A 22,954-nucleotide genomic window follows, 5' to 3' on the forward strand; every position below is an offset into this window, starting at 1 on the left:
TGGCGGGGGCTAGGGGTAGGATAGAGATTTGTTTCCGGCCACCCTGATGGGTGGCTTGCCGAAGATGGTTCGCCAGTTACGTGGCTGAGCCTCTTAAATCTCCAAACAGAAGGACAACTAGGACGTGCTTGGACTTTCGAAGGTTCTCCGTGTTGGCGAAGGCCGCGCAGTTAAGCGGCTCACCAAGATTGCTGATCAGGTAATCGCACTCGAGGATGAGTATGCAAAGCTCACCGATGAAGAATTGCGAGCCAAGACGGATGAACTGAAAAAGAGGGTTCAAGAGGATAAAGAATCCCTAGATGACGTGCTCTTGGATGCCTTCGCCACGGCCCGCGAGGCATCGTGGCGCGTGCTGGGGCAGAAGCACTACCCCGTGCAGATCACCGGCGGTGCTGGCCTGCACTTCGGCTTCGTTTCGGAGATGAAGACCGGTGAGGGTAAGACCCTGACCTGTGTACTTCCCGCTTACCTCAACGCACTGTCCGGCAAGGGTGTGCACGTGGTGACGGTGAATGATTACCTCGCCAAGCGTGACTCCGAGTGGATGGGCCGCGTGCACCGCTTCCTGGGGCTGACCACCGATGTGATCCTCGGCGGCAAGAGCCCAGCTGAGCGTCGCCAGGCGTATGCAGCTGATATCACCTACGGAACCAACAACGAGTTCGGTTTCGATTACCTGCGCGACAACATGGCACACCGCGTGGATGACCTAGTGCAGCGTGGACACAACTACGCCATCGTGGATGAGGTGGACTCCATCCTCATCGATGAGGCCCGCACGCCATTGATCATCTCCGGCCCAGCTGGAGGATCCAGCGACTGGTACAAGGCATTCGCCAACATCGCGCCAAAGCTCACCAAGGATATTCACTATGAAGTGGATCTTCGAAAGAAAACCATTGGTGTGAAGGAGGAGGGCGTCGAGTTCGTAGAAGACCAGCTCGGCATTGAAAACCTCTATGCTCCTGAGCATTCCCAGCTGGTGAGCTACCTGAACAACTCCATCAAGGCCAAGGAGCTGTTCACCAAGGACAAGGATTACATCGTCCGCAACGGTGAAGTGGTCATCGTGGATGAGTTCACCGGCCGCATCCTGGATGGCCGCCGCTACAACGAAGGCATCCACCAGGCCATCGAGGCCAAGGAACGCGTGGAGGTCAAGAACGAAAACCAGACCCTGGCCACCATCACCCTGCAGAACTACTTCCGTCTCTACGACAAGCTGGCGGGAATGACCGGTACCGCCGAGACCGAAGCTGCGGAGCTGAACCAGACGTACAAGCTCAACGTGGCCATTATTCCCACCAACAAGGAAAACAAGCGCGTAGACCAGGTGGACTTGATCTACAAGACGCAGGAAATGAAGTTCGCGGCGGCCGCGGATGACATCGCCAAGCGCGTGGAAAAGGGCCAGCCAGTGCTGGTCGGTACCACCTCCGTGGAGCGCTCCGAGTACCTCTCCCGATTGCTGCAATCCCGCGGCATCAAGCACAACGTGCTGAACGCCAAGTACCACGAAAAGGAAGCCGAGATCATCGCTCAGGCTGGCCGCAAGGGTGCGGTCACCGTGGCTACCAACATGGCGGGACGAGGCACGGACATCGTACTGGGTGGTAACCCAGACATTCTCGCGGACATCGATTTGCGCGAGCGCGGTTTTGATCCCGTAGAAAACCCGGAGGCCTACGAGGCTGCATGGGAAGAGGAGATCGAAACCTTCCGCGAGAAGTCCAAGGAAGAAGCCAAGGCTGTGGCCGAGGCCGGCGGCCTGTACGTGCTGGGCACCGAGCGCCACGAGTCCCGTCGTATCGATAACCAGCTGCGTGGCCGCGCAGCGCGTCAGGGCGACCCTGGCGAGACCCGCTTCTACCTCTCCACGCGTGATGACCTCATCGTGCGCTTCGTGGGTGCCACCATGGAAAACATGATGACCCGCCTGGGCATCCCGGATGATGACTTCATCCAGTCCAAGTCCGTCACCAAGGCCGTGCAGAGCGCGCAGGCGCAGGTGGAAGCCGCTAACTTCGAGATGCGCAAGAACGTCCTGAAGTACGACGAAGTGCTCAACGAGCAGCGCAAGGTCATTTACTCCGAGCGTCGCCAGATTCTCGAGGGTGAGAACGTGGAAGATGAAATCCGCGCCATGCTCGAGGACACCGTCGCCGCATACGTGGATGGCGCAACCAACACCGGTTACGTGGAGGACTGGGATCTGGACAAGCTGTGGAGCGCGCTGGATTCTCTTTACGGCCCTCGGATTTCCCACAAGTCCCTGGTGGATGGCGATGAGTACAGCAAGCCAGGCGAGCTGAGCTCCAGCCAGTTGCTGGAGGCCATCCTCAAGGATGCCAACGCACAATACGACGAGCTCGAGGCAAAGGTCACCGAGCTCAGCGGCGAAAAGCAGATGCGCGGCATGGAGCGCGCAACCCTGCTCAACGTTGTGGATGAGAAGTGGCGCGAGCACCTCTACGAGATGGATTACCTCAAGGAGGGCATTGGCCTGCGCGCCATGGCCCAGCGTGACCCACTGGTGGAATACCAGCGCGAGGGTGGCGACATGTTCAACCACATGAAGGACGGCATCAAGGAAGAGACCGTGCGCCAGCTCTTCCTCATCCGCAAGCAGCTGGATAACTCCAGCTCTGCGCTCAAGGTGGAAGATCCCGCGGCTCATGAGGGCGATAAGAACGCCAAGCCACAGACCACCATCGGCGGCTAACCTCTAGCTCGTTCAGATGATCTGCAGGGTCTCCATCCTCCACTGATTCACGTTGGCGGGTGGGGGCCCATTTCTGCGCGGTACCCGCCCCATGCGCATGGTCCCCGCGATCGCCCTGACCCGGCCACCGATCACCGCTGCGGCGCAAAAGCGCACCGTGGGGCCGGAGGACTTCTGAATGTGCAGCGTCTTTATTTTCGACGCCACCACCGATCCCTGCCCCGGGCCCTTGGCATGAGCCAAACGCTGATGCTTGCCCAGCTGTGCCAACAGGTCTGGGTGGAAAGGGCCGTTCTTGAGAGAACGCGGGGAACGCCTCCCATCCACGGCCTCCAGCCACATCACCAGTAACCGGCCCAGCACTTCCCGGGGTGGGGCGGAGGGCAGTATCGCTGGGGGAGGGGTGTTGCTCACCTGCACGCGTTCCGGGGCGGGCAACAGCTCTGCGGGCGAGAATGCCCGCCCGCTGGGCCGCTTGAGGTAGATATAGCCAGGTAAAGCGTGCAGTGCCATGGTGATATCCCCCGTTTGAATCCCCCACATGAATTCCCCGTTCGTCGTCCCACTATAGCCGCGAACTGCGGGGAGTGGCACAATGAAAGTTATGCGTGGATTAGTAGTGGATTATTGCGGAGTGTTGGACGGTGCGGAAGAAGATCGTCGCCGGTGGCGGAAAGTCTTGACCGCGGCCAAGGAGGATGGGATCTCAACCGCCATCCTGTCTAATGACAACGGTGGCCCCGGAGCAGCGCAGATCCGTGCGTGGCAAGAGCAGGGCTACGTGGATGACGTGATCCTCTCCGGCGAGGTGGGCGCGGAAAAGCCCAGCGAGGAAATCTTTGAGATCGTCGCGGATCGCTTGGATCTGTCCGTGAAGGATCTGGTTCTGGTGGATGATTCCATCCTGAACATCCGCGGCGCCGTGGATGCGGGCATGATCGGTATTTTCTACCAGCAGTTTGATCGCGCCATCGTGGAAATCACCGGCGTGCTTGAACTGGAGGGTGAATACTAGTGACCCTGCGCGTCTATATCCCCGCCACGTTTGACCTGCTGCGCACGCTCGCGGAGGAGGGTCAGATGCCCATCCGTTCTGGCGTCGGGTTTGCTCTGACCCCAGCGGTGCGCGATTTCTACACCGAAGGCGATGATGAGGAAATGGCCTACATGGCCTTCCTCGATGCTGCGCGCGCGTCTCTGCGCCTGCTGACCATCGGTGATGAGCAGCGTTTCCCACACCGTCGCGTGGTGATCAGCGCGGATATGGAAGAAAGCGCAGTTGCCTTTTCCCCGGAAGACGGGGAATCAGTGGTCCGTCTCTCACCGGCTCTCGTGACAACCCAGAACTTGGCCGCCATCCATGTGGATGATGAAGATGCCGAGCCCGCTACGACGGCCGCGATCGAGGTCATCGATGAGGCCGATCTGGGTTCCGAAGAGGCCGAGCTCACCCTGGGCGACTGCGAAGACAACTTCATGAGCTGGTACGACTCCCAGGAGCTGCCTTTCTTGGTGGATCTGCTCTAGAGCTCCTTAAAGCTCCCACTCGTTGTTGGTGCGCAATGCCACCAGCAACAGTCGAACCGCTTCTACGCGCCGAGCGCTGGCACCTTCCAGCGAATCCAGCGCGCATTCCGGGTCAGCCGGTGGCCCCATGTGGGTGCATCCACGCGGGCAGTCTTCGACCACCGCGCGCAAGTCTTCGAACACGCCCACGATGGTATCCGGGTGCACATGCGCCAGCCCGAAGCTGCGGATGCCTGGCGTATCAATGATCCAGCCGCCTCCCTCCAGGGGCAGCGCCACTGACTGGGTGGAGGTGTGCCGTCCTTTTCCGACGCCAGACACCTCGCCCGTCTCACGCATCGCGGTGGGGATGAGGCGGTTGACCAGCGTGGATTTGCCCACGCCAGAGTGCCCCACGAACGCCGTCACCTTATCGGCGGTTAGTTCTTGGACGGCGTCCAATGGCTCGGAAACTCCTGCCAGCACAACTTCTACGTCCAGATCCCGGAATTCCGCCGCGAATTCGGAAGGGTCAGCGAGGTCGGATTTGGTGAGGCACAGGATTGGTTTCACTCCGCCCACGAAGGCGGCGATCAGCGCGCGCTCCACAAACCCAGCGCGGGGCGGTGGATCGGCCACCGCGGTGACGATGAACAGCTGGTCAGCATTGGCCACCACCACGCGCTCGTAGGGATCAGTGTCATCCGCGGTGCGTCGCAGCACGCTGGAGCGCTCCTCGAGCTTCACGATGCGCGCCAGCGTGTCCTTCTTGCCGGAGGTGTCACCGACGATGCCCACGCGATCACCCACCACGATGGCAGTGCGTCCCAGCTCTCGCGCGCGCATGCTGGTCACCTGGATACCGGTGCTGTCCAGCACGACTCCCCAGCGCCCGCGGTCTTTGCTCACCACCATGCCGAATTCGGCATCTTCGTGTTCCGGCCGATCCTTGGTGCGCGGCCGGGAGCTCTTGGAGGGGCGGAAGCGGATGTCGCTTTCGTCCCAGTTCCGCTGTCCGCGTCTAGCCATTCAGCTCTCCCGCGCCGCCGAGCATGTCCGTCCAATAATCACGGAAACCGGGGAGGGTCTTGGACGTGGTTTCGATGTTTTCCACCTCGATGCCGGGAATGACCAGTCCCAGAATGGCACCTGCGGTTGCCATGCGGTGATCCTCGTAGGATTCCCAACGCCCGCCATGGAGAGGCCGGGGCTCGATCATCAATCCATCCTCGGTTTCGCGCACGTCGCCACCCAGCGCGTTGATGTTCGCGGCCAGTGCTGCCAGACGGTTGGTCTCGTGTCCGCGCAGGTGGGCAATGCCGTAGAGGTGCGAGGGGCTGTCCGCGAGTGCGGCCAGGGCCACGATGGTGGGGGTGAGCTCTCCGATGTCATGCAGGTCCCACGTGATTCCGCGCAGTGGACCGTCTGCCGTGACTTCGAGGCTGCGCGAATCCGCGTGGAAGATGGCTTCTGCACCCATGTCCCGCAGGATCTCGCGGAATTGATCACCCGGCTGGTCGGTGGTCTGTGGCCAGTGCAGGACGCGCACGTTGCCACGGGTGACCGCAGCTGCTGCCATGAACGGGGTGGCGTTGGAGAGATCCGGTTCCACGTGCCAGGTGCGGCCAGCGATGCTGCCGGGGTAGACGGTCCACTGATTGAACTCCACGTCCACTTCCACACCCGCCTCGCGCAGCATGGACACGGTCATCTCCACGTGGGGCTGGGAAGGCAACGCCGTGCCTTCGTGAATGACCCGCACGCCCTGAGCGAATTTGGGGCTGGCCAGCAAGAGCCCGGAGACGAACTGTGAGGAAGCGCTGGCATCGATGCGAACTTCACCACCGGGAACTCCACCGCGTCCATGAACCAGGAAAGGCAGTCCCTTGTGCCCGCATGGGTACTCCAAGTCCGCGCCCAGCGCCTCAAGGGATTCCAGCGTGGTGGACATGGGGCGCTTGCGCGCAGCCTGGTCGCCATCGAACTCCACCGTTCCACCTGCCAGCATCGCCACGGGTGGGACAAAGCGCATGACGGTTCCTGCGAGCCCGCAATCCACGCTCCCGCCCGAGAGCTGGATCGCCGGCTGCACGCGCAGGGTGGTGCCGTCCTCGGTGATGGAAGTGCCAAAAGCTCGCAGCGCGTCCATCATCAGGTGGGTATCGCGGCTGAGCAGCGCACCTTCAATGACAGAGGGGCCATCGGCCAGCGCAGCCAGAATCAAAGCCCGGTTGGTGATGGACTTCGAACCGGGAATCGAGACGGTGGCCACGACCGGAGAATCGGCAGTGGGGGCGGACCACAGTTGTTCAGACATGCCTTCCATTGTGGCACCAAAACCCTCGGAAGAGTCACTGGGCACAGCGGAAAACCGCCATAATGGGTGATATGTGTGGCAGATATGTACTTTTCAGTGCTCAGGAGCAGATCATCGATGCCGTGAAGCGAGCCACGGGAGCCGAGCAGGTCGATGATGTGGCTGCGCGCATGGAGGGCGTGGGGCCGTACCGGCCGAACTACAACATCGCCCCCACTCACCAGGTGCCCGTGGTGCGGGAATTCCGCGAGCGTCTGGCACTGGGTCCAGCGCAGTGGGGATATCCCCGTGGCCAAGGTGGAGCCCAAAGTGGCAGCCAGGGCAGCGGTGGTTCAGCGTCCGTCTTCAACGCCCGCGGGGAAACCGCGTTCTCCAAACCGCTGTTCAAAGGCAGCTCGCGGTGCCTGTTCGTGATGGACGGCTGGTATGAGTGGACAGGGCAAAAGGGTTCTAAGCAGCCGTGGTACACGCACCGCAAGGATGACAAACCATTCGTGGTGGCGGGTCTGTGCAAGCCCTTTGGAAACCAGCTGCACGGCACCATCGTCACCGTGGACGCGGCGGAACCCCTGGAGTGGTTGCACCATCGCATGCCCCGGGTTCTGGAAGCCGAAGAGGCGATGGCGTGGTTGATGGCCCCAGAAACCGACGCCAAAGAGATGGCGCAACACGCGCCCAGCGAGGCAGCCATCCAGGATTTGGCCACGCGAGCAGCTGATAAGTCGGTGGGTGGCGTCGGAAACAATGGACCTGAACTCATTGCGGGTGGAAAAGAAGAAGAAAAGGAATACTAGGGGCAAACCCAGCGTTAATCCGTTGGAGGGAAGGAGACAGATGACCCCCACAGCATCGAAACGCACTGACGAGAGTCAGGCTGAGCTGCTGCAGCGCTTCGAAGCAGACGCGCTGCCACTGCTGGACCAGATGTACGGCGCCGCGTTACGCATGACGCGTAATCCGGCGGACGCGCAAGATCTGGTGCAGGACGTGTACATGAAGGCTTTTCAGGCCTTTTCCTCATTCCGGCCGGGGACCAACCTGAAAGCGTGGATGTACCGCATCCTGACCAACGCGTACATCAATAATTACCGCAAGGCGCAGCGTCGGCCTTCTGAGGCTGCCGGCGAAGATGTGACGGATTGGCAGATGGCGGAGACGGCGTCGCACGATTCGGTGGGTCTGGAGTCCGCCGAGGTGGAAGCCCTGAAGAACATCCCCGACAAGCGAATCCAAGATGCTCTGATGGGGCTCGCCGAGGATTACCGCATGGTGGTTTATTACGCGGATGTGGAAGGGCTTCCCTACAAGGACATCGCGGAAATCATGGATACGCCCATCGGCACCGTGATGAGCCGGTTGCACCGTGGCCGTAAGCAGCTGCGCGTCAAGCTCAGGGATGTCGCCGCCGAGCACGGGATCACGGTGGACAAGCCCACAGCCGCACAGAACAGGGCGAAGAGCACGACGAAAAGCGCGGCGAATAGCACGGCGAAGAAAGCAAAATCAGAGGTGAAGGGATGAGGAACAACCCGATGAATCCACAAGACGACAAACAGACGAACTGTCCGGGCTTGATCAACGCCATGTACGGGGAAGTCAACGGCGAATGCATTGATGGCAACTGCGCCGAGACCCAGTTGAAGCTGATCCGGGAGCACGCGCGGGAATGCCCGCGCTGCCTCGAGCTTCTGGGCGCAGAGCAGGAAGTGCAGCAGCTGCTCCGGCAACGCTGCGGTGAGGAAGCCCCGGCGGAGCTGAAATCACGCATCGTGCAGGAACTGCGCGTGAGCTGCGTGGAAGTGCACTGGCGGGGTTAATCTCCGCTGGCACTGACAAGGTACGCGAAGAGCGGGCCAGCACCTTCAATGAAGTGGTGCTGACCCGCTCTTTGCATATCCAGAAAAGGCTTTAGGAGTTTGGACGACTTCCGTGGTTAGCCTTCTTCTTGCGACGATCCTTACGCTTGCGGCCGCGCTTGCTCATGTTGTGCTCCTTTACGACACTTAGCGGGGACAAATTAATCAACCGCCCTATCGTATCGAACGAGGGCGGTTGTCAACAAAATGCTGCGGTTTTCCGGCTTTAGACGGTAGCGCGGGTGCGCTGACGGGTGCGGCCGCGGTTGGTGCGACGCTTCAGTGCGCGACGCTCATCCTCGGACATTCCGCCCCATACGCCGGCATCCTGGCCGGAGCTGATTGCCCAGGCGAGGCACTCGGAGGTCACTGGGCAGCGGTTGCAGACAAGCTTTGCCTTGGCGATCTGGGCGAGGGCTGGTCCGGAGTTGCCTACTGGGAAGAACAGCTCGGGGTCTTCGTCGCGGCAAATGGCATTGTGGCGCCAATCCATTATGGTGTTCCTTTCGTCAGTGGAGAATTTCCATGCGTTTGATGGTGCATTCGTGCAGTTTGTGCACTTAAAACTCGGTTCCTGGAAAGGCTCAGGCCACGGTAGGCGTGCGCTGAAAAAGGCTGAACGCAGTGAGTCATTGCGGACAGGCCTCGAAGACCTTCACAGAAGGGGGTTAGTCAATGTGTGTGGCGAAGTGGCGTGCCTGATTCGCGTCTTCAAAAGAGTCGCAAACCGGCGGCGGCTTCTCGCCAAAATGAAGGGGCGGTGTTCACTTGGAATTAACCTTGCTTAACCTTGTGTACCCTTCGTGGTTACTTAAGGAATCTTTGCATGGAATTATCAGCTTCGCTAGGTCTAAAGCGAAAAAGTGACCAAGGTCACATAAAGTTGATTTGCTTCCAACACCATCCGCCTTGTAACGCGCCCGTAACCCCCGCGAACACGTACGGGATTAACGAGCAGACCGAGGCTCCGGAGCTGGGGAAAGGATCTCCATGGCGTCGGGAATAAACGTCAAACCAATGTCCGTAAATTCGCCCACGTACTCGCCGTCCACCTGAAAATCCCTGGGCTCATCCACGTGTAGCTTCACGGTGCGGGCGCACGCCATGGTCTGAGTCTCCTTGCCGAAACCCTTGCGCAACCAGGGGAAAAGCAGGCCGCTGAGGGCCAACAGGGGGCGCACGCCATTGCGCCTACGCAGTGCAAATACCGAGAATCCATCCTGTTCCGTGCCGGGCTTCGCAATGCGGATGGGGAAGGGGCCAAGGTATGTCCACGGATCGGTGTGGGAAACGAAGGCCAAGGGAGCTTCCGAAGTTTCCAGCGGGCCGTCCTTACCTTCTGCCTTGACGTGAATGGGCTGCGACGCGGAGCCAGGAGATGCACCCTTCAACCACGTTTGCGCGGCCAGGAACACGTAACGCAGTGGAGAGGCGGAAAGGCCCAAGGCGCGGCGCTTTTCCATTTCATGGATCACTTCCGCATCAATACCCAGGCCAGCGTTCACGGCGATCCACCGGTGCTGATCAGGGGAATTGCTGCTGAGATCCGCCCATGCCCCCAAGGTGACCAGTCGCCGCTCGTTCTTGGTCAATGCCTCGGCCAGCTGCCGGACGGCCACGCTGGTATCCGCGGAGAAACCCACCGCGCGGGCAAACACATTCGCGCTGCCGGTGGGGATGATTCCCAGCGCGGGGAGATTGACGGTGAGGACGTTGTGAGCAGCGCTGTCAGGGTCATCCGTGGGCTCTTCCAGCAGGCCGTTGATGACTTCGCTGACGGTGCCATCGCCGCCGATGGCCACCACCGCGTCCCAACCCTGCGTGCGGGCCTGCCGCGCCATCTCTTCGGCATGCCCGGCGTACTGCGTGAATTGGGAAAGGAGACGGATCTCCGGGACCGAGCGCAGAACCGGAATGATCGACGCCAACTTGCGTTGCGTGATGCTGGTTGAGTTCGGATTAGAGATCAGTAGGACGTCCACCAAGCCCAGAGTAGCAGCGGGTTAAACTAGGACACTATGAATCGCCAACAGCCCAAATCTCGCACGCAATCCTCGGCTTTACCTGGGTCGCGATCTGCCGGCACCCCTGCCGAATCGATCGCCACCCCACCCGCGGTGGTGCGTTACGCCGGGGTGCTGGGCATGCTGCAGGGGTTGGCTGGATTGGCGTTCGCCGGCTTGCTGATTTTCCGTGAGGCCAATGGCTTCCACGATCCAGGTGCCGTGATTTCCGGGTACGGAACCGCGGCATGGTTCGTGGTGATTTTCGGGGCAGTGCTGGTGGCTGGTTGGTTCTTGTACAACGGCCGCAAGTGGGGGCGCGGTCCCGTGGTGATGCTGCAGCTGTGCCTGCTGCCCGTGAGCTATTACATGTTCACCTCCAGCCGCTTGGAGCTCGCACTCCCCACCGCGCTCATGGCTGCGCTGGGGTTGTTCTTGCTGTTCAACCCGGCTGCCGTGCACTGGGCTGCCACCCGCTACGAGCAGTCCTAACCCCTTAAGCTGCCGCCAGCCCCACCAATTCCGTGCCACGCTGTTCCACGATGTGGCCATTGCTCACCCCAACCGTGACCGGCCCCGCGTAGCCGCCACGATCCACCGTGATCACGCGCTCGGTCTGCCCGTTCCTGGGATTCACCACCGCGATTCCCTCCTTGACCGGCACCAACAGCGCATTGCCGTACATCGCCCCCACGCCCATCGCGCCCTCCACGCGCACGTGTTTAGCCAGATCCTTCGAGTTAAAAATGGTGAGCCGCTGGCCATCGAACCACGTTTGCAGTTCATCGCTGACGTACGTGCGGGGTTGGTGTATTTGTTTTTCGACGCCAACCGTCGCCGTTTCCGGGAATCCCTTTATCTCTGGGACGTCGTATGTGTGGAACTCCCCGGAGGCGTTGAGAATCTGCATCCGCGAGGGTTTACCTGCCGTGGGCGGGATATACACGGCGGCCTGTTCAGTGCCCACGGCCACGATTTCCGCGCCTGCGGGCACGTTGAACTCATGCCGGCTCTCCGGGATTGTGGAATTCTCCGGGGTTGCCTTGAGCAGGCGGACCAACTTCTTACTGGGATCTGGACAGGTTTGGGCGGTGGCCAGGAGTTCGTTGTGGACCAGTGCAGAAGTAAATGAGCACTCCAGATGCTCCTGCTGATCCGGCTTGTGCGGTGCCTCTTGGGCGCCCACCTCAACTGTGCGGACCAGGTCGCTGCGCCAGATTTCCACCCGCTCCGGGGAAATGGTTCCGGCGCGATTATCCCCGGTGAACCCCACTACCTGCTCTGAGGCGAGGGCATCGCGCGTGTAGGCGTATTGCCCGTTGGTGATGTCAAAAGAAATGACCTCTCCGCAGCCTTTGGGCCCGCGGAAGGTGACCGCCACGGACTTCCATTTATTCGGCTGGGAGACAGCGCAGATTTCCCGCTGCTGATCGTAATGCCACACTTCTTCACCCGTTTCGGCATTGAGCATGCTGATCCGGGTGTCCTGGACCTGCACCGTTCCGCCTTCCACGGCAATGAGTTGGGTGGAATCGGTGGGTGCTGTCCACGACTGCGCGAAGGAACCGGGGAGATCCGTGGCCTCTAGGTTGGAGAAATCCGCAGCGGGCTTGCTCTGGCTCAGGGGATCCGCTGCCACCTGGTGATCCACCACGCTTTGCTGGGAAGTCAGCCATACGCCGGCGGTGAGAGCCAGTGCCGCTACGCTCAAACCAGCGGTGACGAGGATATCTGTGCGCGAGCGCTGCTCGGGAGGGGGAAAACGCTTCATGAAGTGCGGGCTTTCCCCGTCCGATTCTGTGAAGACCTGCTCGGGGCCGCGCGATTCACCTGAATCCGGTTGGACTGAACGCGGCGGGGCGTGCCCACGCGATCTTCCACATCAGCGGGAAGCTGGAAAGTTTCCAAGAACTCGGGGGAGGAGCTAAACCATTGCGGGGGATCGGGTAGACCCAGCCCCAGCGCTTCATCGATGACTTTCCAACGCAGCACTTCGTCCCAGCCCAGCAGGGTCACGGCGGTGCCGCTGTGCCCGGCCCGGCCCGTGCGGCCAATGCGGTGCACATAGGTGCGCTCATCATCGGGAACCTGGTAGTTGATCACATGGGTGACGTCATCAATGTCAATGCCGCGCGCGGCCACGTCGGTAGCCACGATGACGTCCACTGTTCCGGTGCGGAAGGCGTCCAATGCTGTCTCGCGATCCGGCTGCTTCATATCGCCGTGCACCGCGCCCACGCGGAACCCCAGTGATGCCAAATCCTCGGCCACCGTGGCGGTCATCCGCTTGGTGCGGGCAAAGACGATGGTGCGGCCCCGCCCCGGGGTCTGCAGGATCCGCGCCAGCGCAGACATGCGATCCATCTTGTGCGATTGGAACACCAGCTGCTTGGTGGTGGCATGCGTGGCATCCGCGGAGGCGTTATCTGCCTGCACCATGACCGGGCTGTTCATGAACTCGCGGGTCAGCGCGGTGATAGGACCCGGCAGGGTGGCGGAAAAGAGCATGGTCTGCCGCCGCGGGGAGGTCTGCGAAAGAATCTTCTTCACGTCCTCCAGGAACCCCTGATCCAGCATCTCATCGGCCTCATCGAGCACCGCGATCTCCACACCGGATAGGTCCAGCAGGCCCTGGCGGTTCAGATCCAGCAAACGACCCGGGGTGCCGATCACCAGATCCGCTCCGCGCTTCAGCGCATCGGTTTGGGCCTCAAAGGGAACGCCGCCATAAATGGCCAGCAGCTCCAGCTTGCGCCCGTCAATCTCCAGGTACTGCGCAGCGATCCGCAGATCCTCCGTGACCTGCAGGCACAACTCGCGGGTCGGCACTACCACCAGGGCTCGGACTGACCCGTCCGGAGGGGTGATGGCGGCGTCGTCAAAAACCCGATCCAACAAGGGGATCCCGAAGCCATAGGTCTTACCCATGCCCGTGCGGGCCTGACCAATGAAATCCGAACCCTTGAGGGCGATGGGCAGGGTGTATTCCTGCACGGCAAAAGCGTGCGTAATTCCGCGTTGGGCGAGCGCATCCACGATTTCAGCGGCGACACCTAAATCAGTAAAATTCTTGCCGGAATGTTCCGGCTGTGCCAGCTGCGCCACTGTGGTGTTCACGCCCTCTCCCGTGCTCTGTCAATCCGTGCGGTTATGATGGTCACACTACTGCACGTCGCGAAGAATAGTTAGGACGCTACAAAGCAATGCAGATCAAGATCGGATTCACCCAAAACTCCCGCGAGCTGCAGATCATCAGCAGCCAAGATCAAGAAGATGTGATGAAGGACGTCCGCGCATTCCTGGGAAGCACGAATGCTACCGAGGTGCTGGAGCTGGAAAGCGCGAAGGGCGATCGCCACCTGGTTCTGCGCGAGCACGTGGCCTATGTTGAGGTCGGAAATTCCTCCAAGGGCACTGTCGGATTCCTCTGATCCCCGCCGCTGAAAAATAGGTACCTATGAATGATCCTTTGAGGGACCCCTCGCGCCCCGCGCGCCGGGAGAGGCTGGATATTCCGCCTCCCCGGCAGGCCTCTGGCATGCGCGGAAACGGCGGGAGTCACCGCTCCGGTAGTCATCGGAGTGGGAGCCGGAGCGGGAATCGGCGGGATGGGCGTGAGAGTTGGCGGGACGGAAGTGTCCAAAGCGGACGCTACCGCGCTGGCAATGACAACCCGGCGCTCCAACGGTGGAAAATCGCGGTGGCAGCAATCTTCTTGCTGGTCACGACGCTGGTTTTGCTAAGCGTGTTCACGTCCAAGTCCGATTCTGCGGATCCCTCAAATAATGCTGCGAATAATACCGCGGAGTCCTCTGACTCCAGCGGCGGCGAGGATCGGGGAGATGGCCCGATCCCCGATGGTCAGGGCGGGGAGAATCTTGGCACCGGCGAGCTGCCTCCGGGCGGGGCGTTCGCCGAACGTGGTTCCGGCAACTACACCACCGTGGGCTCTCCGGGCGCGAAGGCCGGCGAGGGTGCCAAGAGCAAGTACACGTACGTGGTGGAGATTGAAGACACCATCGACCCAGCAGGAATGGGCGGCGCGGATGCATTTGCCGCGATGGTCGATGCCACGCTGACGAACCCGAAGTCGTGGACCGCGGATAAGGCGATCTCCTTTGAGCATGTGAAGGAATCCGATCTGCCTGCGGGCACCGAACCCGACCTGCGCATTCAGCTGAGCAGCACGGAAACCACCCATGACGTGTGTGGATTCACCTACCGCCTGGAAACCAGCTGCTTCATGCCCATCGGCAACCGCGTGGTGCTCAACGACTCCCGTTGGGTGCGCGGAGCGCAGCCTTTCAACGGTGATCTGGGTGGTTACCGCCAGTACGTCATCAACCATGAGGTGGGCCATGGCATTGGCTATGCCGCGCACCAGGCGTGCCATGAAAACGGTGCTCTGGCTCCAGTGATGATGCAGCAGACGCTCAGCGTGATTAACCGCGAGCTGCATGAGATCAACCCGAACGAGAACTATGGCCGGGAAGATGCCACGTGCCTGCCTAACCCTTGGCCTTATCCCAACGGCCGGACCAATCAGGGTTCGGAAACCGAGAATGGAACCCGGGAAGAATCATGAGCACCCAGCCCCCGTCTCACATCCTGACTAGCTTCCAGGTGCCAGCAGCCAAACCCGTGCAGTTGGACGCCGTGTGGAGCGAGGGTTGGCGGTGTGACCGGGCGGTGATCAGCCGCTCCGATGAGCCCGCGCGAGCAGCGTGGATTGCCCGGACTACCGCGAAGATCCGTCCAGCTGGGGTGAGCGTGTCCCGGCCGATCGTTTCCTCTGACGGCCGGTTCAGCGTGTCCGGTTGGCGCGCCCGCACTTTCTTGAGCGGCCATAGGGCGCCACGTTTTGATGAAATGGCCACCGCTGCGCTGCGCATCGGGGAGGCCTTGCGGGGTGAGGCTCGGCCCGCAGTGTTGGACTCTCCGCCACTGAGCGGGCAGTGGGATGAGAACGAGATTTTCGCCGCCGCTGAGGAAGCTGCTTTCGCCGAAGACCCCACCGTGTGGCTGACCACCGTGCTGGATGCGGATTCCGTGCCACGCGCCGATGTGGCCCAGGCGCTGGCCAAGGCCGCTGAGCTCACGGAACTGCGCGGGGAGATTTCCGAGCCTTCCCAGCTGGTGCACGCCGATGTGCTCGGTTGCGTGATTTTCGATGGCACCGCAGACCCGATCCTCACCGACCTGGTGCCTGCGTGGCGGCCCGCCGGGTGGCCGGTTGCCCTGTTGATTGTCGACGCCATGGCCTGGGCCAACGGGCCAGATGCTCTGATTGAACGGTGGAGTCACCTTCCGGATTTCCGAGAGCTCGTGGTGCGGGCCGCGCTGTACCGAGTGGTGTTGCACGTGTTGCTTCCGAACTCCCGGCCCGAGGCGTGGCGAGGTCTGGCGCGCGTGGCTGATGTGGTTGCCGCGAGCCAGCGCGCCCGGCAGGCCTGAGACCACCCTGGGTTTGGAAGTTGGTTGCGCACTTTTGTCTTGGGGGAATGAGACACTAGATGCATGAACAACAATGGTGCGGGAGATAGCCCCAACCCACGGCGGGTGACCCCGGTGGGTGAGCAGCCGGAAATTCGCTTGGATGCGCCAGATCAGCGCATCGGGGCAACGGCCCAGCCGCAGGTGATCCTGGACCGGGAGAATCGGAAAACCCGTGGTCGGCGCCAGTGGGATGGCCTGGCTGAACTGGTGATCAAGGGTGCAGAAGAGCTGGAATATCAACATCCTTATGTGGTGCTGGGAGGAGCTGGCACGGGGAAGACCAGCGCGCTGATTGATGCCGCGGTGGACTTCCTGGTTTCCGGAGGAAGCGCAGAAGAAGTGCTGTTTATTACTCCCTCAAAGGAGTCCGCAACGCGCATCAAGAATGAGATATTCGAACGGGTGAGCGATATTGACGAGTATGCCGCCACGGGCACTCCCGTCCGCAGCGTGCACTCATGGGCATTCGCCGTGTACCGCTCCATCCGCCAGGAAGAGGGGGAAAATCCACCGCGGCTCATCACGGGTGCGGAACACGATGCCCAGCTGCGCATCCTGCTCAAGGGCGAGGTGGAAGATGGCGCGCACAACTGGCCCGCAGACATGGTTCCCGCGCTGACATTCGTGGGGTTCGCCCGCCAATTGCGTGATCTCATCCTGCGAGCCACGGAACGCGGAGTAAGCGCGGAACAACTGGCGGAGCTGGGTGCCCAATTCTCCCGTCCCATGTGGACCGCCGCTGGAGAATTCCTCCGCCGCTATGAGCAGCTGCAGCGCTTGAGCGAAAGCGATAACCTCAACGCCTCCGAGCTCGTGCACACAGTGGTCAACGCGATGGATGCCAGCACCGCCGGCCAGCGGGTAGTCACCGAACTGCGGGAGAAACTGCAGCTGGTTCTGGTGGATGATGCGCACAACCTCGATCCTGCAGCAGCGCAGTTCATCGAGCGACTCATCGCACCGGGTACGCGAGCGTTGATCGCCGGCGACCCGGACCAGTGTGTCTTCCACTTCCGCGGCGCAGACGAGGCCTTCTTGAACCGCCATGCGCAGCGCGAGGATTACCGCATCGTCTTGAGTGCTTCCCGACGCCTCGCTGAAGGCCAAGCCCGCGCAATTCGGAGGCTGAGCAGCCACTTGCCACACCATGCCTCGCGGATTCCCGTGCGGGCATTCGCGGACTCGAGCGCTACGGATACAACCGCGTCTGAGAGCGTGTCTGCATCTACTCCCGCATCTCGCGATGGCCTGCGCGTGATCAATGCTGGTTCCGCGACCGCCGAGAAACTGCACGTCGCAGACGTGGTGCGCAGAGCTCACCTCGAAGAAGGAGTGGCCTGGGAAGACATTGCGGTGATCGTGCGCGGGGTGGGGCAAATCTCCGGGATGAGGCGCGTCTTGCTCTCCCACGGAGTCCCCGTGATGGTCGACCCAACCTCCGTGGTGCTAGCGGAACAATCGCTGGTCTCCATGCTCTTGTTGGCAGTGGAGGCCGCCTATCGAGAACTCACCCCAGCGGAAACCACGTGGCTCTTGGAATCCGCAGTGGGTGGCGCGGATCCCGTGACGTTGCGCAAGGTGCACAGGGCTCTGAGCCGAGCCATCGCGCATCTGCGCGTGAATGGTGAGGGCCTGCCCGTGCGCACCGATGGTCTCCCTTTCCAGACCGCCGATTGCGTGGCCGCGCTGGTCAGCGATACCGCCACCGCGCAACAGCGGGAAGACTGGACCCGTTTCATGGGCCCTATCGAGCATCGCGTGCTCGACGACGTGCAATCCGTCATCAATGCTGGAAAGCAAGCGTTTGCGGAGAACCCACATGCCGTAGAAACCGTGCTGTGGCGAGTGTGGCAGGCCACCGGCTTATCCACGCGCTTGCAGACTCACGCGCTTCGTGGCGGAACCGTGGGCTCGCAGGCCGATCAGAACCTCGATGCGGTGATGAGCCTGTTCGACCTGGCTGGCGACTTCGCGGAACGCAATCCTCAAGCCAGCCTCCGCACGTTTGTCGATGAAGTACGCGCTCAGGAATTGCCGACCGCCACTCGCGATCGCCGCGGCGGTGAGGCTGAGGCCGTGGAAATCCTTCCTGCTCACGCAGCTGCTGGCCGCCAATGGAAGGTCGTGGTGGTGGCAGGTGTCCAAGAAGACCTGTGGCCGGCAGGCCCCACGGTCGGTGGCTTGTTCGGGCAGCTGGAGCTGGTGGATTACCTGGACCGCGGGATCACCCCGGACACCATCGTCTCCCGCATCGGCCCCGCGGTGCAGGAAGAGCGACGACTCTTCCTCGTGGCACTCAGCCGAGCCAGCGAATACTGCGTGATCACGGCAGTGGATAGCACGGGAGAAGAAGGAACCACGCCTTCCCGCTTCCTCGAAGAGATCGTCGTTCCGGACGCGGAGGAAGAATCCTCTGCAGTTCGAGAACTAGAAGCTGAGCTGGAACTAGAACTGGATATGGATGCGACCCTCAGCGACGAAGCCGAGCATTCTGCGGGTGAGGAGATCCCGGCGATTCCCCGGGTAATGGCTATCGAGCCTCTCATCGCAGAATTGCGCGATGCTCTGGGCGATCCCCAGCGACCCCATCAGGAACGACAGGCAGCGGCGCGCAACCTTGCCAAGTTGGCGAAAGCCCAGGTATTTGGCGCGGATCCATCCCAGTGGTGGGGGATGCGCACCCCTTCCAGTTCCGAGCGTTTGTTGGATAGGGAAGGGCATGTCAGGCTCAGCCCTTCACGGCTGGCCGACTTGGAAAAATGCTCGTTGAATGCGTTTCTGGACCGGCACCGCGGTGTGGAAACCGATTCCGAATCCCAAAGGGTAGGAAATGCCATCCACGCGATTGCCGAGGCTATCGTCGGTGGATTGAGCGAAGAGGATGCTCTCCTTGCCGGGGAGTCGATCCTTCCCTTGATCGCGGATGGCCCGGAATTTCACCGGAACAACACCATCCAGTGGTGGCGTGAGGGCATCAGCAAACTGCATGGCTTCATTACCGAGAGGTTGCCAGGCGCATCGGGTGCAGAGGTGGCGTCGGAAAAAATGTTGGAAATCCCGCTGGGCGAGCTCAGCGACGGCGCCCACGTGGTGCTCAACGGACGCATTGACCTCATGATCACGGATCCCGATGGAACCACCGTGGTTTATGACTTCAAGACCGGGAAAAATCCTCCCACTCCGAAAGATGCGAACGGAAGTCCGCAGCTTTCCGCGTACCAATTTATGGTGATGCGCACCGAGGGGCTGCGGAATAACGGTGCTGCACTGGTATTTCCCGGCACGAAGAAAGATGTTGCGGAAACCCGGCAGCAGGATCCGCTGTCAGAAGAAGAAATGGCAGGTTATTCGCAGCATCTTCTGGAGCTGGCCGAAGTGGCGGCTGGCCCGAGTTTCCTCGCCACCCCGGGTAAGCACTGTGAATTCTGCGACTTTGCCGCTTCCTGCCCAGCTCAGCCCAACGGAAGGATGCTGGTCTCATGAATACGCTAGACCCACAACGACACATCTTCAGCCCAACGGAACTATCCCAATTGCTGGGGCAGGCGTATCCACCCACCGCGCAACAGGCGGCCGTCATTGGCGCGGATCCGCATGGGACCACGCTGGTGACAGCCGGTGCGGGCGCCGGAAAGACGGAAACCATGGCCGCGCGCGTGGTGTGGCTGGTGGCCAACGGCTACGTGTTGCCGGAGCAGGTCCTGGGCCTGACGTTCACCAAGAAAGCCGCGAGTGAGCTGGGCATTCGTATCCGCACGCGCTTGCACACTCTGGCGCGCAGCGCGTTCATGGACCAGCTGGATGCCGATGACCCGCGCCGGGAAGTACTGAAAAACATCTCACCCGCGGTGTCTACGTATGACTCCTACGCAGGAACAATCGTGCGGGAATATGGGCTGCTCCTTCCGTTGGAACCCAGCAGTCGACTCATCACCCAGGCGGAGCGTTGGATGATCGCGTGGGATCTGGTGGTGAACTGGCAGGGAGAACTGGATACCTCGAGCCGGGTCAACGCCGTGGTGAGCGCCGTGCAGCAACTCTCTGACGAGATGGATAACCATCTGGTCACGTTCGATGCCGTGCGCAGCACCACCATGCTCGCCAAGCAGGGGCTCGAGGAACTGCCGAAAAACCGGGGCAAGTGGAGCGGAGAAAACCAGAAATTCTTCGACGCGCAATCCGAGCGTCTAGACCTGCTTGCCCTGGTGGAGGCGTTTCGCGCGCGGATGGAAGAGCTGCAGGTGATGTCCTTTGGCCAGCAGATGTCCAAAGCTGCGGAATTGGTGGAGGCTCATCCTCGGGTGGGTGAAGAACAGCGTCGACGCTTCCGGGTGGTGCTCCTGGACGAATACCAAGACACCGGCCATGCGCAGCGGGTGATGCTGCGCAATCTGTTCGGTCAAGGGGCGGATCCGGAGCTATCCGTGACTGCCGTGGGTGATCCCATGCAATCCATTTACATGTTCCGCGGGGCCACGGCCTCCAACTTGGAGAAGTTCCGCACGGACTTCCCATTGCGAAATCAGGACGGGGAAGCTCCCGCGCACAAGCTGGAGCTCACCACGTCCTGGCGAAACCCATCCGGAGTTTTGGAACTGGCCAATGAAGTGGCCACCTGGTCAATGGATACGGGTCGCACCGTCTCTCCTCTACAGCCCCGGCCAAACGCCCCGCGTGGGGAGATCTCGCTGGCCTTCTACGAGCGAGAAGACGAAGAGATCACCTGGCTTGCCGATGAGCTGCAGAAACGCTGGGAGGCATTCCAAGCCAGTGATAAGAAACGACCGTTCTCTGCAGCTGTGCTGGTCACGCGCAACAAGATGGCTCTGCCCATTTACGACGCGCTGCGGGAACGCGGAGTTCCCGCGGAAATGACCGCCGGCCCAGGATTGTTGGATCTGCCCGAAGTAGCGGATGTTTATTCCACCCTCCGGGTGCTGGTGGACCCGGAAGATGATGGTGCCATCATGCGCTTGCTCACCGGACCCCGGATGAATCTGGGTGCCGCGGATATCGCCATTCTTTCCCGCCGGGCCAAACAGCTTCGTAATCAGGTGCTGGCAGGGGGAGCTCGTGGTGCGGGAGCGCTCGCCGAAGACAGTAATCCGGTGTCCGCAGAGCTTCCGCAGCCGTTGCGCGAGGCTCTGGCAGCAACCATCCCGGATCCCGCGGATACTTCCGTAGGACTCGCTGATGCACTGGCTGATTTCCATGACGCACAAGAGGCGGGCATGAGTGTCGAGGGTGCGCAGCGCATCGCTGAGCTATCCCAAGAGCTGGGGCAGTTGCGTCGGCACAGCCTGCCCAAGCCGCTTCCTGATCTGGTGGCGGACATCGAAAAGATGATGGGTATTCGCACTGAGGTGATGACCCGCTGGTTCAGTGACCCGGAAACCTCCATCGGCACCAGCCACCTGGATAAGTTCGCGGACATCGTGCGCGAATTCTCCAATCTGCCAAACGCCAGTGCGCGCTCTTTGGTGGATTACTTGCGGGCTGCATATGCCGAAGAAGGTGGCCTAGAGCCGGGAGAGGTGCAGAAAAAACTCAACACGGTGCAGATTCTCACCGTGCACAAATCAAAGGGTTTGGAGTGGGACATCGTGGCAGTGCCTGGTGCAACCCGAAACTACTTTGCCGATGCCTCGCGGCCTTCGTCTGAAAGCTCCTGGACGCACAATGCTTCACGGATCCCCACCGAGCTGCGCGGGGATTCAGAACCGGATCCCACCACCGGACAAAGCCTGCCCATCTTCGAACCACCGGAGGAGGGAACCAGCGCTGATCACAAGAAGTCAGTCGATGCCTTCAAGAAAGAACTCAACCAGTACGGATCAAAGGAGTCCGATCGAGTCTTCTACGTGGCTATCACCCGCACCGAGCGTGTCTTGCTTGTCAGTGGATCTGCATATTCCGCGTCGCGGAGGACGGCAGAGGACCCCGCCGTGGTGTTCAAGCTTCTCCTCCAGGCTGCCCGCCCGGAAGAAGTAATTCACAACGCGCCGGTGGGCAGAGTCTACTCAAAGGATTTCTACCAGCGACTAGAAAAGGGCGAACTGAGCAGGGAAAACGAGCTGCTAGCCCCCACCCCGGAGGAGAACGCTCAGCGCCAGGAACGCGATGCAGCCTGGGCAGCCATGATCGATGCAGGAGAATTCCTCCAAGCCACCGCGCCAGAGGACAACCTTTGGCCTCGGGTCAGCACTGCTTCCCGCTTCCAAGACAGTGAGCGATTGGTAGCTCAGGCCAAGAGCGAGCTATCCGCCACCGACCCGGACCCAACGACCACCGCAACCGGCAGTGCTCGGGCGACTGATGCGGCGGGTGTGGCGTCGGACAATAAGACAGCCTGGGATATTGAGACCGATGCGTTGATCGAGGAGTTCCAGCGCCAAGGTGCCCCGGAAGTGCGGGTGCCGCTGGGTACTCGGCTCACCGCCACCGAAGCAGTGGCGCTGCGCAGAGATGAGCAGGAATACGCCAAGCGTAGGCGTCGGCCGGTGCCGCTGGAGCCCAAGCCCTACGCCAAGCGCGGCACGGCCTTCCACAACTGGATCGAGCAGCGCTATCAGCAGTTCAGCCTGTTGGATGAGGACCAGTTGCCGGGAGCCTCCGATGCCACGCTCAACGATCCCGAGCTGGAGAAGCTGAAGGAAAAATTCCTGGAAAGCCAATGGGCAGACCGGCAGCCGCACAGCGTGGAGGGCGCGTATTCCGTCACGCTGGGAGGGCACGTGTACGAAGGTCGAATCGACGCAGTGTTCCACGAGGGCACTGATCCCACTCAGGGATGGCTGGTGGTGGACTGGAAAACCGGGCGCAAACCCACTGGCGAGGACATGCGAGCGGCAGAGATGCAGCTTGGCGTGTATCGCCTCGCATGGGCTAAAGTACTGTCTCGGAAATTGGGAGTGGATGTGCGCCCCGAAGGAGTGCGAGCTGCCTTCCACTATGTACGGGCGAACGAGACCGTGGAACCGCGTACACTTCCTACAGCAGACCAGCTTTTATCGGCAGCGGGGTCGCACAATAGTCAGAGCGGAAAGTAGGA

At 61.2% G+C, this 22,954-nt stretch carries 20 protein-coding genes; 12 read left to right on the forward strand and 8 right to left on the reverse strand.

What is annotated here, in order from left to right:
- Positions 1-124: 124 nt before the first annotated feature.
- A complete protein-coding gene (gene secA, locus IRY30_RS02935) occupies positions 125-2,725 on the forward strand; it encodes a preprotein translocase subunit SecA (protein WP_194555890.1) in 2,601 nt (866 codons plus the stop codon).
- 12 nt (positions 2,726-2,737) lie between these two features.
- Here the strand turns inward: secA and IRY30_RS02940 are convergent, their stop codons facing one another.
- Positions 2,738-3,268, reverse strand: a complete 531-nt coding sequence (locus IRY30_RS02940; RefSeq protein WP_194555891.1) for an Rv3235 family protein — start codon at positions 3,266-3,268, stop codon at positions 2,738-2,740.
- 61 nt (positions 3,269-3,329) lie between these two features.
- Between IRY30_RS02940 and IRY30_RS02945 the strand changes: the two genes are divergently transcribed.
- Positions 3,330-3,740, forward strand: a complete 411-nt coding sequence (locus IRY30_RS02945; RefSeq protein WP_194555892.1) for an HAD family hydrolase — start codon at positions 3,330-3,332, stop codon at positions 3,738-3,740.
- 5 nt (positions 3,741-3,745) lie between these two features.
- On the forward strand, positions 3,746-4,252 hold the full coding sequence (locus IRY30_RS02950; protein ID WP_194556533.1) for a DUF6912 family protein: 507 nt from the start codon (positions 3,746-3,748) through the stop codon (positions 4,250-4,252).
- Between the two features lie 6 nt (positions 4,253-4,258).
- On the opposite strand, the gene rsgA is transcribed toward IRY30_RS02950, so the two are convergent.
- Together rsgA and aroA are read right to left on the reverse strand one after the other, a co-directional pair.
- Positions 4,259-5,260, reverse strand: a complete 1,002-nt coding sequence (rsgA, locus tag IRY30_RS02955) for a ribosome small subunit-dependent GTPase A (protein ID WP_194555893.1) — start codon at positions 5,258-5,260, stop codon at positions 4,259-4,261.
- Positions 5,253-6,548, reverse strand: a complete 1,296-nt coding sequence (gene aroA / locus IRY30_RS02960; protein ID WP_194555894.1) for a 3-phosphoshikimate 1-carboxyvinyltransferase — start codon at positions 6,546-6,548, stop codon at positions 5,253-5,255. Before aroA ends, rsgA begins: the two co-directional genes overlap by 8 nt.
- 71 nt (positions 6,549-6,619) lie before the next feature.
- Between aroA and IRY30_RS02965 the strand changes: the two genes are divergently transcribed.
- Genes IRY30_RS02965 through rsrA form a run of 3 tightly spaced genes read left to right on the forward strand, consistent with a single transcriptional unit; the run spans position 6,620 to position 8,365 of the window.
- Complete coding sequence (locus tag IRY30_RS02965) at positions 6,620-7,342, forward strand: SOS response-associated peptidase (RefSeq protein WP_194555895.1); 723 nt, start codon at positions 6,620-6,622, stop codon at positions 7,340-7,342.
- Positions 7,343-7,382: 40 nt separating this feature from the next.
- Entirely contained in the window at positions 7,383-8,069 is a 687-nt protein-coding gene (locus IRY30_RS02970) for a sigma-70 family RNA polymerase sigma factor (RefSeq protein ID WP_194555896.1), read from the forward strand.
- 11 nt (positions 8,070-8,080) lie between these two features.
- On the forward strand, positions 8,081-8,365 hold the full coding sequence (gene rsrA / locus IRY30_RS02975; RefSeq protein ID WP_194555897.1) for a mycothiol system anti-sigma-R factor: 285 nt from the start codon (positions 8,081-8,083) through the stop codon (positions 8,363-8,365).
- A gap of 91 nt (positions 8,366-8,456) precedes the next feature.
- Here the strand turns inward: rsrA and IRY30_RS10475 are convergent, their stop codons facing one another.
- The 3 genes from IRY30_RS10475 to IRY30_RS02985 form a co-directional block, all read right to left on the reverse strand.
- Positions 8,457-8,531, reverse strand: coding sequence for a 50S ribosomal protein bL37 (locus tag IRY30_RS10475; RefSeq protein ID WP_374708568.1), 75 nt, complete (start codon positions 8,529-8,531; stop codon positions 8,457-8,459).
- Between the two features lie 99 nt (positions 8,532-8,630).
- Positions 8,631-8,897, reverse strand: coding sequence for a WhiB family transcriptional regulator (locus IRY30_RS02980; RefSeq protein ID WP_194555898.1), 267 nt, complete (start codon positions 8,895-8,897; stop codon positions 8,631-8,633).
- A gap of 454 nt (positions 8,898-9,351) precedes the next feature.
- Positions 9,352-10,386, reverse strand: a complete 1,035-nt coding sequence (locus tag IRY30_RS02985; protein WP_194555899.1) for a diacylglycerol/lipid kinase family protein — start codon at positions 10,384-10,386, stop codon at positions 9,352-9,354.
- 36 nt (positions 10,387-10,422) lie between these two features.
- Between IRY30_RS02985 and IRY30_RS02990 the strand changes: the two genes are divergently transcribed.
- Positions 10,423-10,899, forward strand: a complete 477-nt coding sequence (locus IRY30_RS02990) for a hypothetical protein (protein ID WP_228502516.1) — start codon at positions 10,423-10,425, stop codon at positions 10,897-10,899.
- A gap of 4 nt (positions 10,900-10,903) precedes the next feature.
- Here the strand turns inward: IRY30_RS02990 and IRY30_RS02995 are convergent, their stop codons facing one another.
- Positions 10,904-12,178: an Rv3212 family protein gene (locus tag IRY30_RS02995; protein WP_194555900.1), complete on the reverse strand. Its 1,275-nt coding sequence runs from the start codon at positions 12,176-12,178 to the stop codon at positions 10,904-10,906.
- On the reverse strand, positions 12,175-13,524 hold the full coding sequence (locus IRY30_RS03000) for a DEAD/DEAH box helicase (protein WP_309825397.1): 1,350 nt from the start codon (positions 13,522-13,524) through the stop codon (positions 12,175-12,177). Before IRY30_RS03000 ends, IRY30_RS02995 begins: the two co-directional genes overlap by 4 nt.
- 86 nt (positions 13,525-13,610) lie before the next feature.
- On the opposite strand from IRY30_RS03000, the gene IRY30_RS03005 reads away from it, so the two are divergent.
- The 5 genes from IRY30_RS03005 (at position 13,611) to IRY30_RS03025 (ending at position 22,952) form a co-directional block, all read left to right on the forward strand.
- The gene (locus IRY30_RS03005; RefSeq protein ID WP_194555901.1) at positions 13,611-13,838 is read left to right on the forward strand and encodes a DUF3107 domain-containing protein; all 228 of its coding nucleotides are present in this window, start codon (positions 13,611-13,613) and stop codon (positions 13,836-13,838) included.
- 269 nt (positions 13,839-14,107) lie between these two features.
- On the forward strand, positions 14,108-14,992 hold the full coding sequence (locus IRY30_RS03010; RefSeq protein WP_309825394.1) for a DUF3152 domain-containing protein: 885 nt from the start codon (positions 14,108-14,110) through the stop codon (positions 14,990-14,992).
- Positions 14,989-15,861: a TIGR02569 family protein gene (locus tag IRY30_RS03015; RefSeq protein WP_194555902.1), complete on the forward strand. Its 873-nt coding sequence runs from the start codon at positions 14,989-14,991 to the stop codon at positions 15,859-15,861. Before IRY30_RS03010 ends, IRY30_RS03015 begins: the two co-directional genes overlap by 4 nt.
- Positions 15,862-15,924: 63 nt before the next feature.
- Positions 15,925-19,386 (forward strand): ATP-dependent DNA helicase, encoded by a 3,462-nt coding sequence (locus IRY30_RS03020; RefSeq protein WP_194555903.1) that lies wholly within the window; start codon positions 15,925-15,927, stop codon positions 19,384-19,386.
- A complete protein-coding gene (locus IRY30_RS03025) occupies positions 19,383-22,952 on the forward strand; it encodes a UvrD-helicase domain-containing protein (protein WP_194555904.1) in 3,570 nt (1,189 codons plus the stop codon). The genes IRY30_RS03020 and IRY30_RS03025 overlap by 4 nt, the downstream gene beginning before the upstream one ends.
- Positions 22,953-22,954 lie beyond the last annotated feature (2 nt).

This window comes from Corynebacterium suicordis DSM 45110 (genome assembly GCF_015351405.1).
GTDB classification, from domain to species: Bacteria; Actinomycetota; Actinomycetes; order Mycobacteriales; family Mycobacteriaceae; genus Corynebacterium; species Corynebacterium suicordis.

Excerpts from the sequence above, each read along its gene's own strand:
- IRY30_RS02945 (WP_194555892.1), top strand. The coding sequence starts at position 3,330 with ATGCGTGGATTAGTAGTGGATTATTGCGGAGTGTTGGACGGTGCGGAA.
- IRY30_RS02970 (WP_194555896.1), top strand. The coding sequence starts at position 7,383 with ATGACCCCCACAGCATCGAAACGCACTGACGAGAGTCAGGCTGAGCTG.
- IRY30_RS02940 (WP_194555891.1), bottom strand. The coding sequence starts at position 3,268 with ATGTGGGGGATTCAAACGGGGGATATCACCATGGCACTGCACGCTTTA.
- aroA (WP_194555894.1), bottom strand. The coding sequence starts at position 6,548 with ATGTCTGAACAACTGTGGTCCGCCCCCACTGCCGATTCTCCGGTCGTG.
- IRY30_RS02995 (WP_194555900.1), bottom strand. The coding sequence starts at position 12,178 with ATGAAGCGTTTTCCCCCTCCCGAGCAGCGCTCGCGCACAGATATCCTC.
- IRY30_RS02990 (WP_228502516.1), top strand. The coding sequence starts at position 10,423 with ATGAATCGCCAACAGCCCAAATCTCGCACGCAATCCTCGGCTTTACCT.
- rsrA (WP_194555897.1), top strand. The coding sequence starts at position 8,081 with ATGAATCCACAAGACGACAAACAGACGAACTGTCCGGGCTTGATCAAC.
- IRY30_RS02980 (WP_194555898.1), bottom strand. The coding sequence starts at position 8,897 with ATGGATTGGCGCCACAATGCCATTTGCCGCGACGAAGACCCCGAGCTG.
- IRY30_RS03015 (WP_194555902.1), top strand. The coding sequence starts at position 14,989 with ATGAGCACCCAGCCCCCGTCTCACATCCTGACTAGCTTCCAGGTGCCA.
- IRY30_RS03005 (WP_194555901.1), top strand. The coding sequence starts at position 13,611 with ATGCAGATCAAGATCGGATTCACCCAAAACTCCCGCGAGCTGCAGATC.
- IRY30_RS03025 (WP_194555904.1), top strand. The coding sequence starts at position 19,383 with ATGAATACGCTAGACCCACAACGACACATCTTCAGCCCAACGGAACTA.
- IRY30_RS03020 (WP_194555903.1), top strand. The coding sequence starts at position 15,925 with ATGAACAACAATGGTGCGGGAGATAGCCCCAACCCACGGCGGGTGACC.
- rsgA (WP_194555893.1), bottom strand. The coding sequence starts at position 5,260 with ATGGCTAGACGCGGACAGCGGAACTGGGACGAAAGCGACATCCGCTTC.
- IRY30_RS02965 (WP_194555895.1), top strand. The coding sequence starts at position 6,620 with ATGTGTGGCAGATATGTACTTTTCAGTGCTCAGGAGCAGATCATCGAT.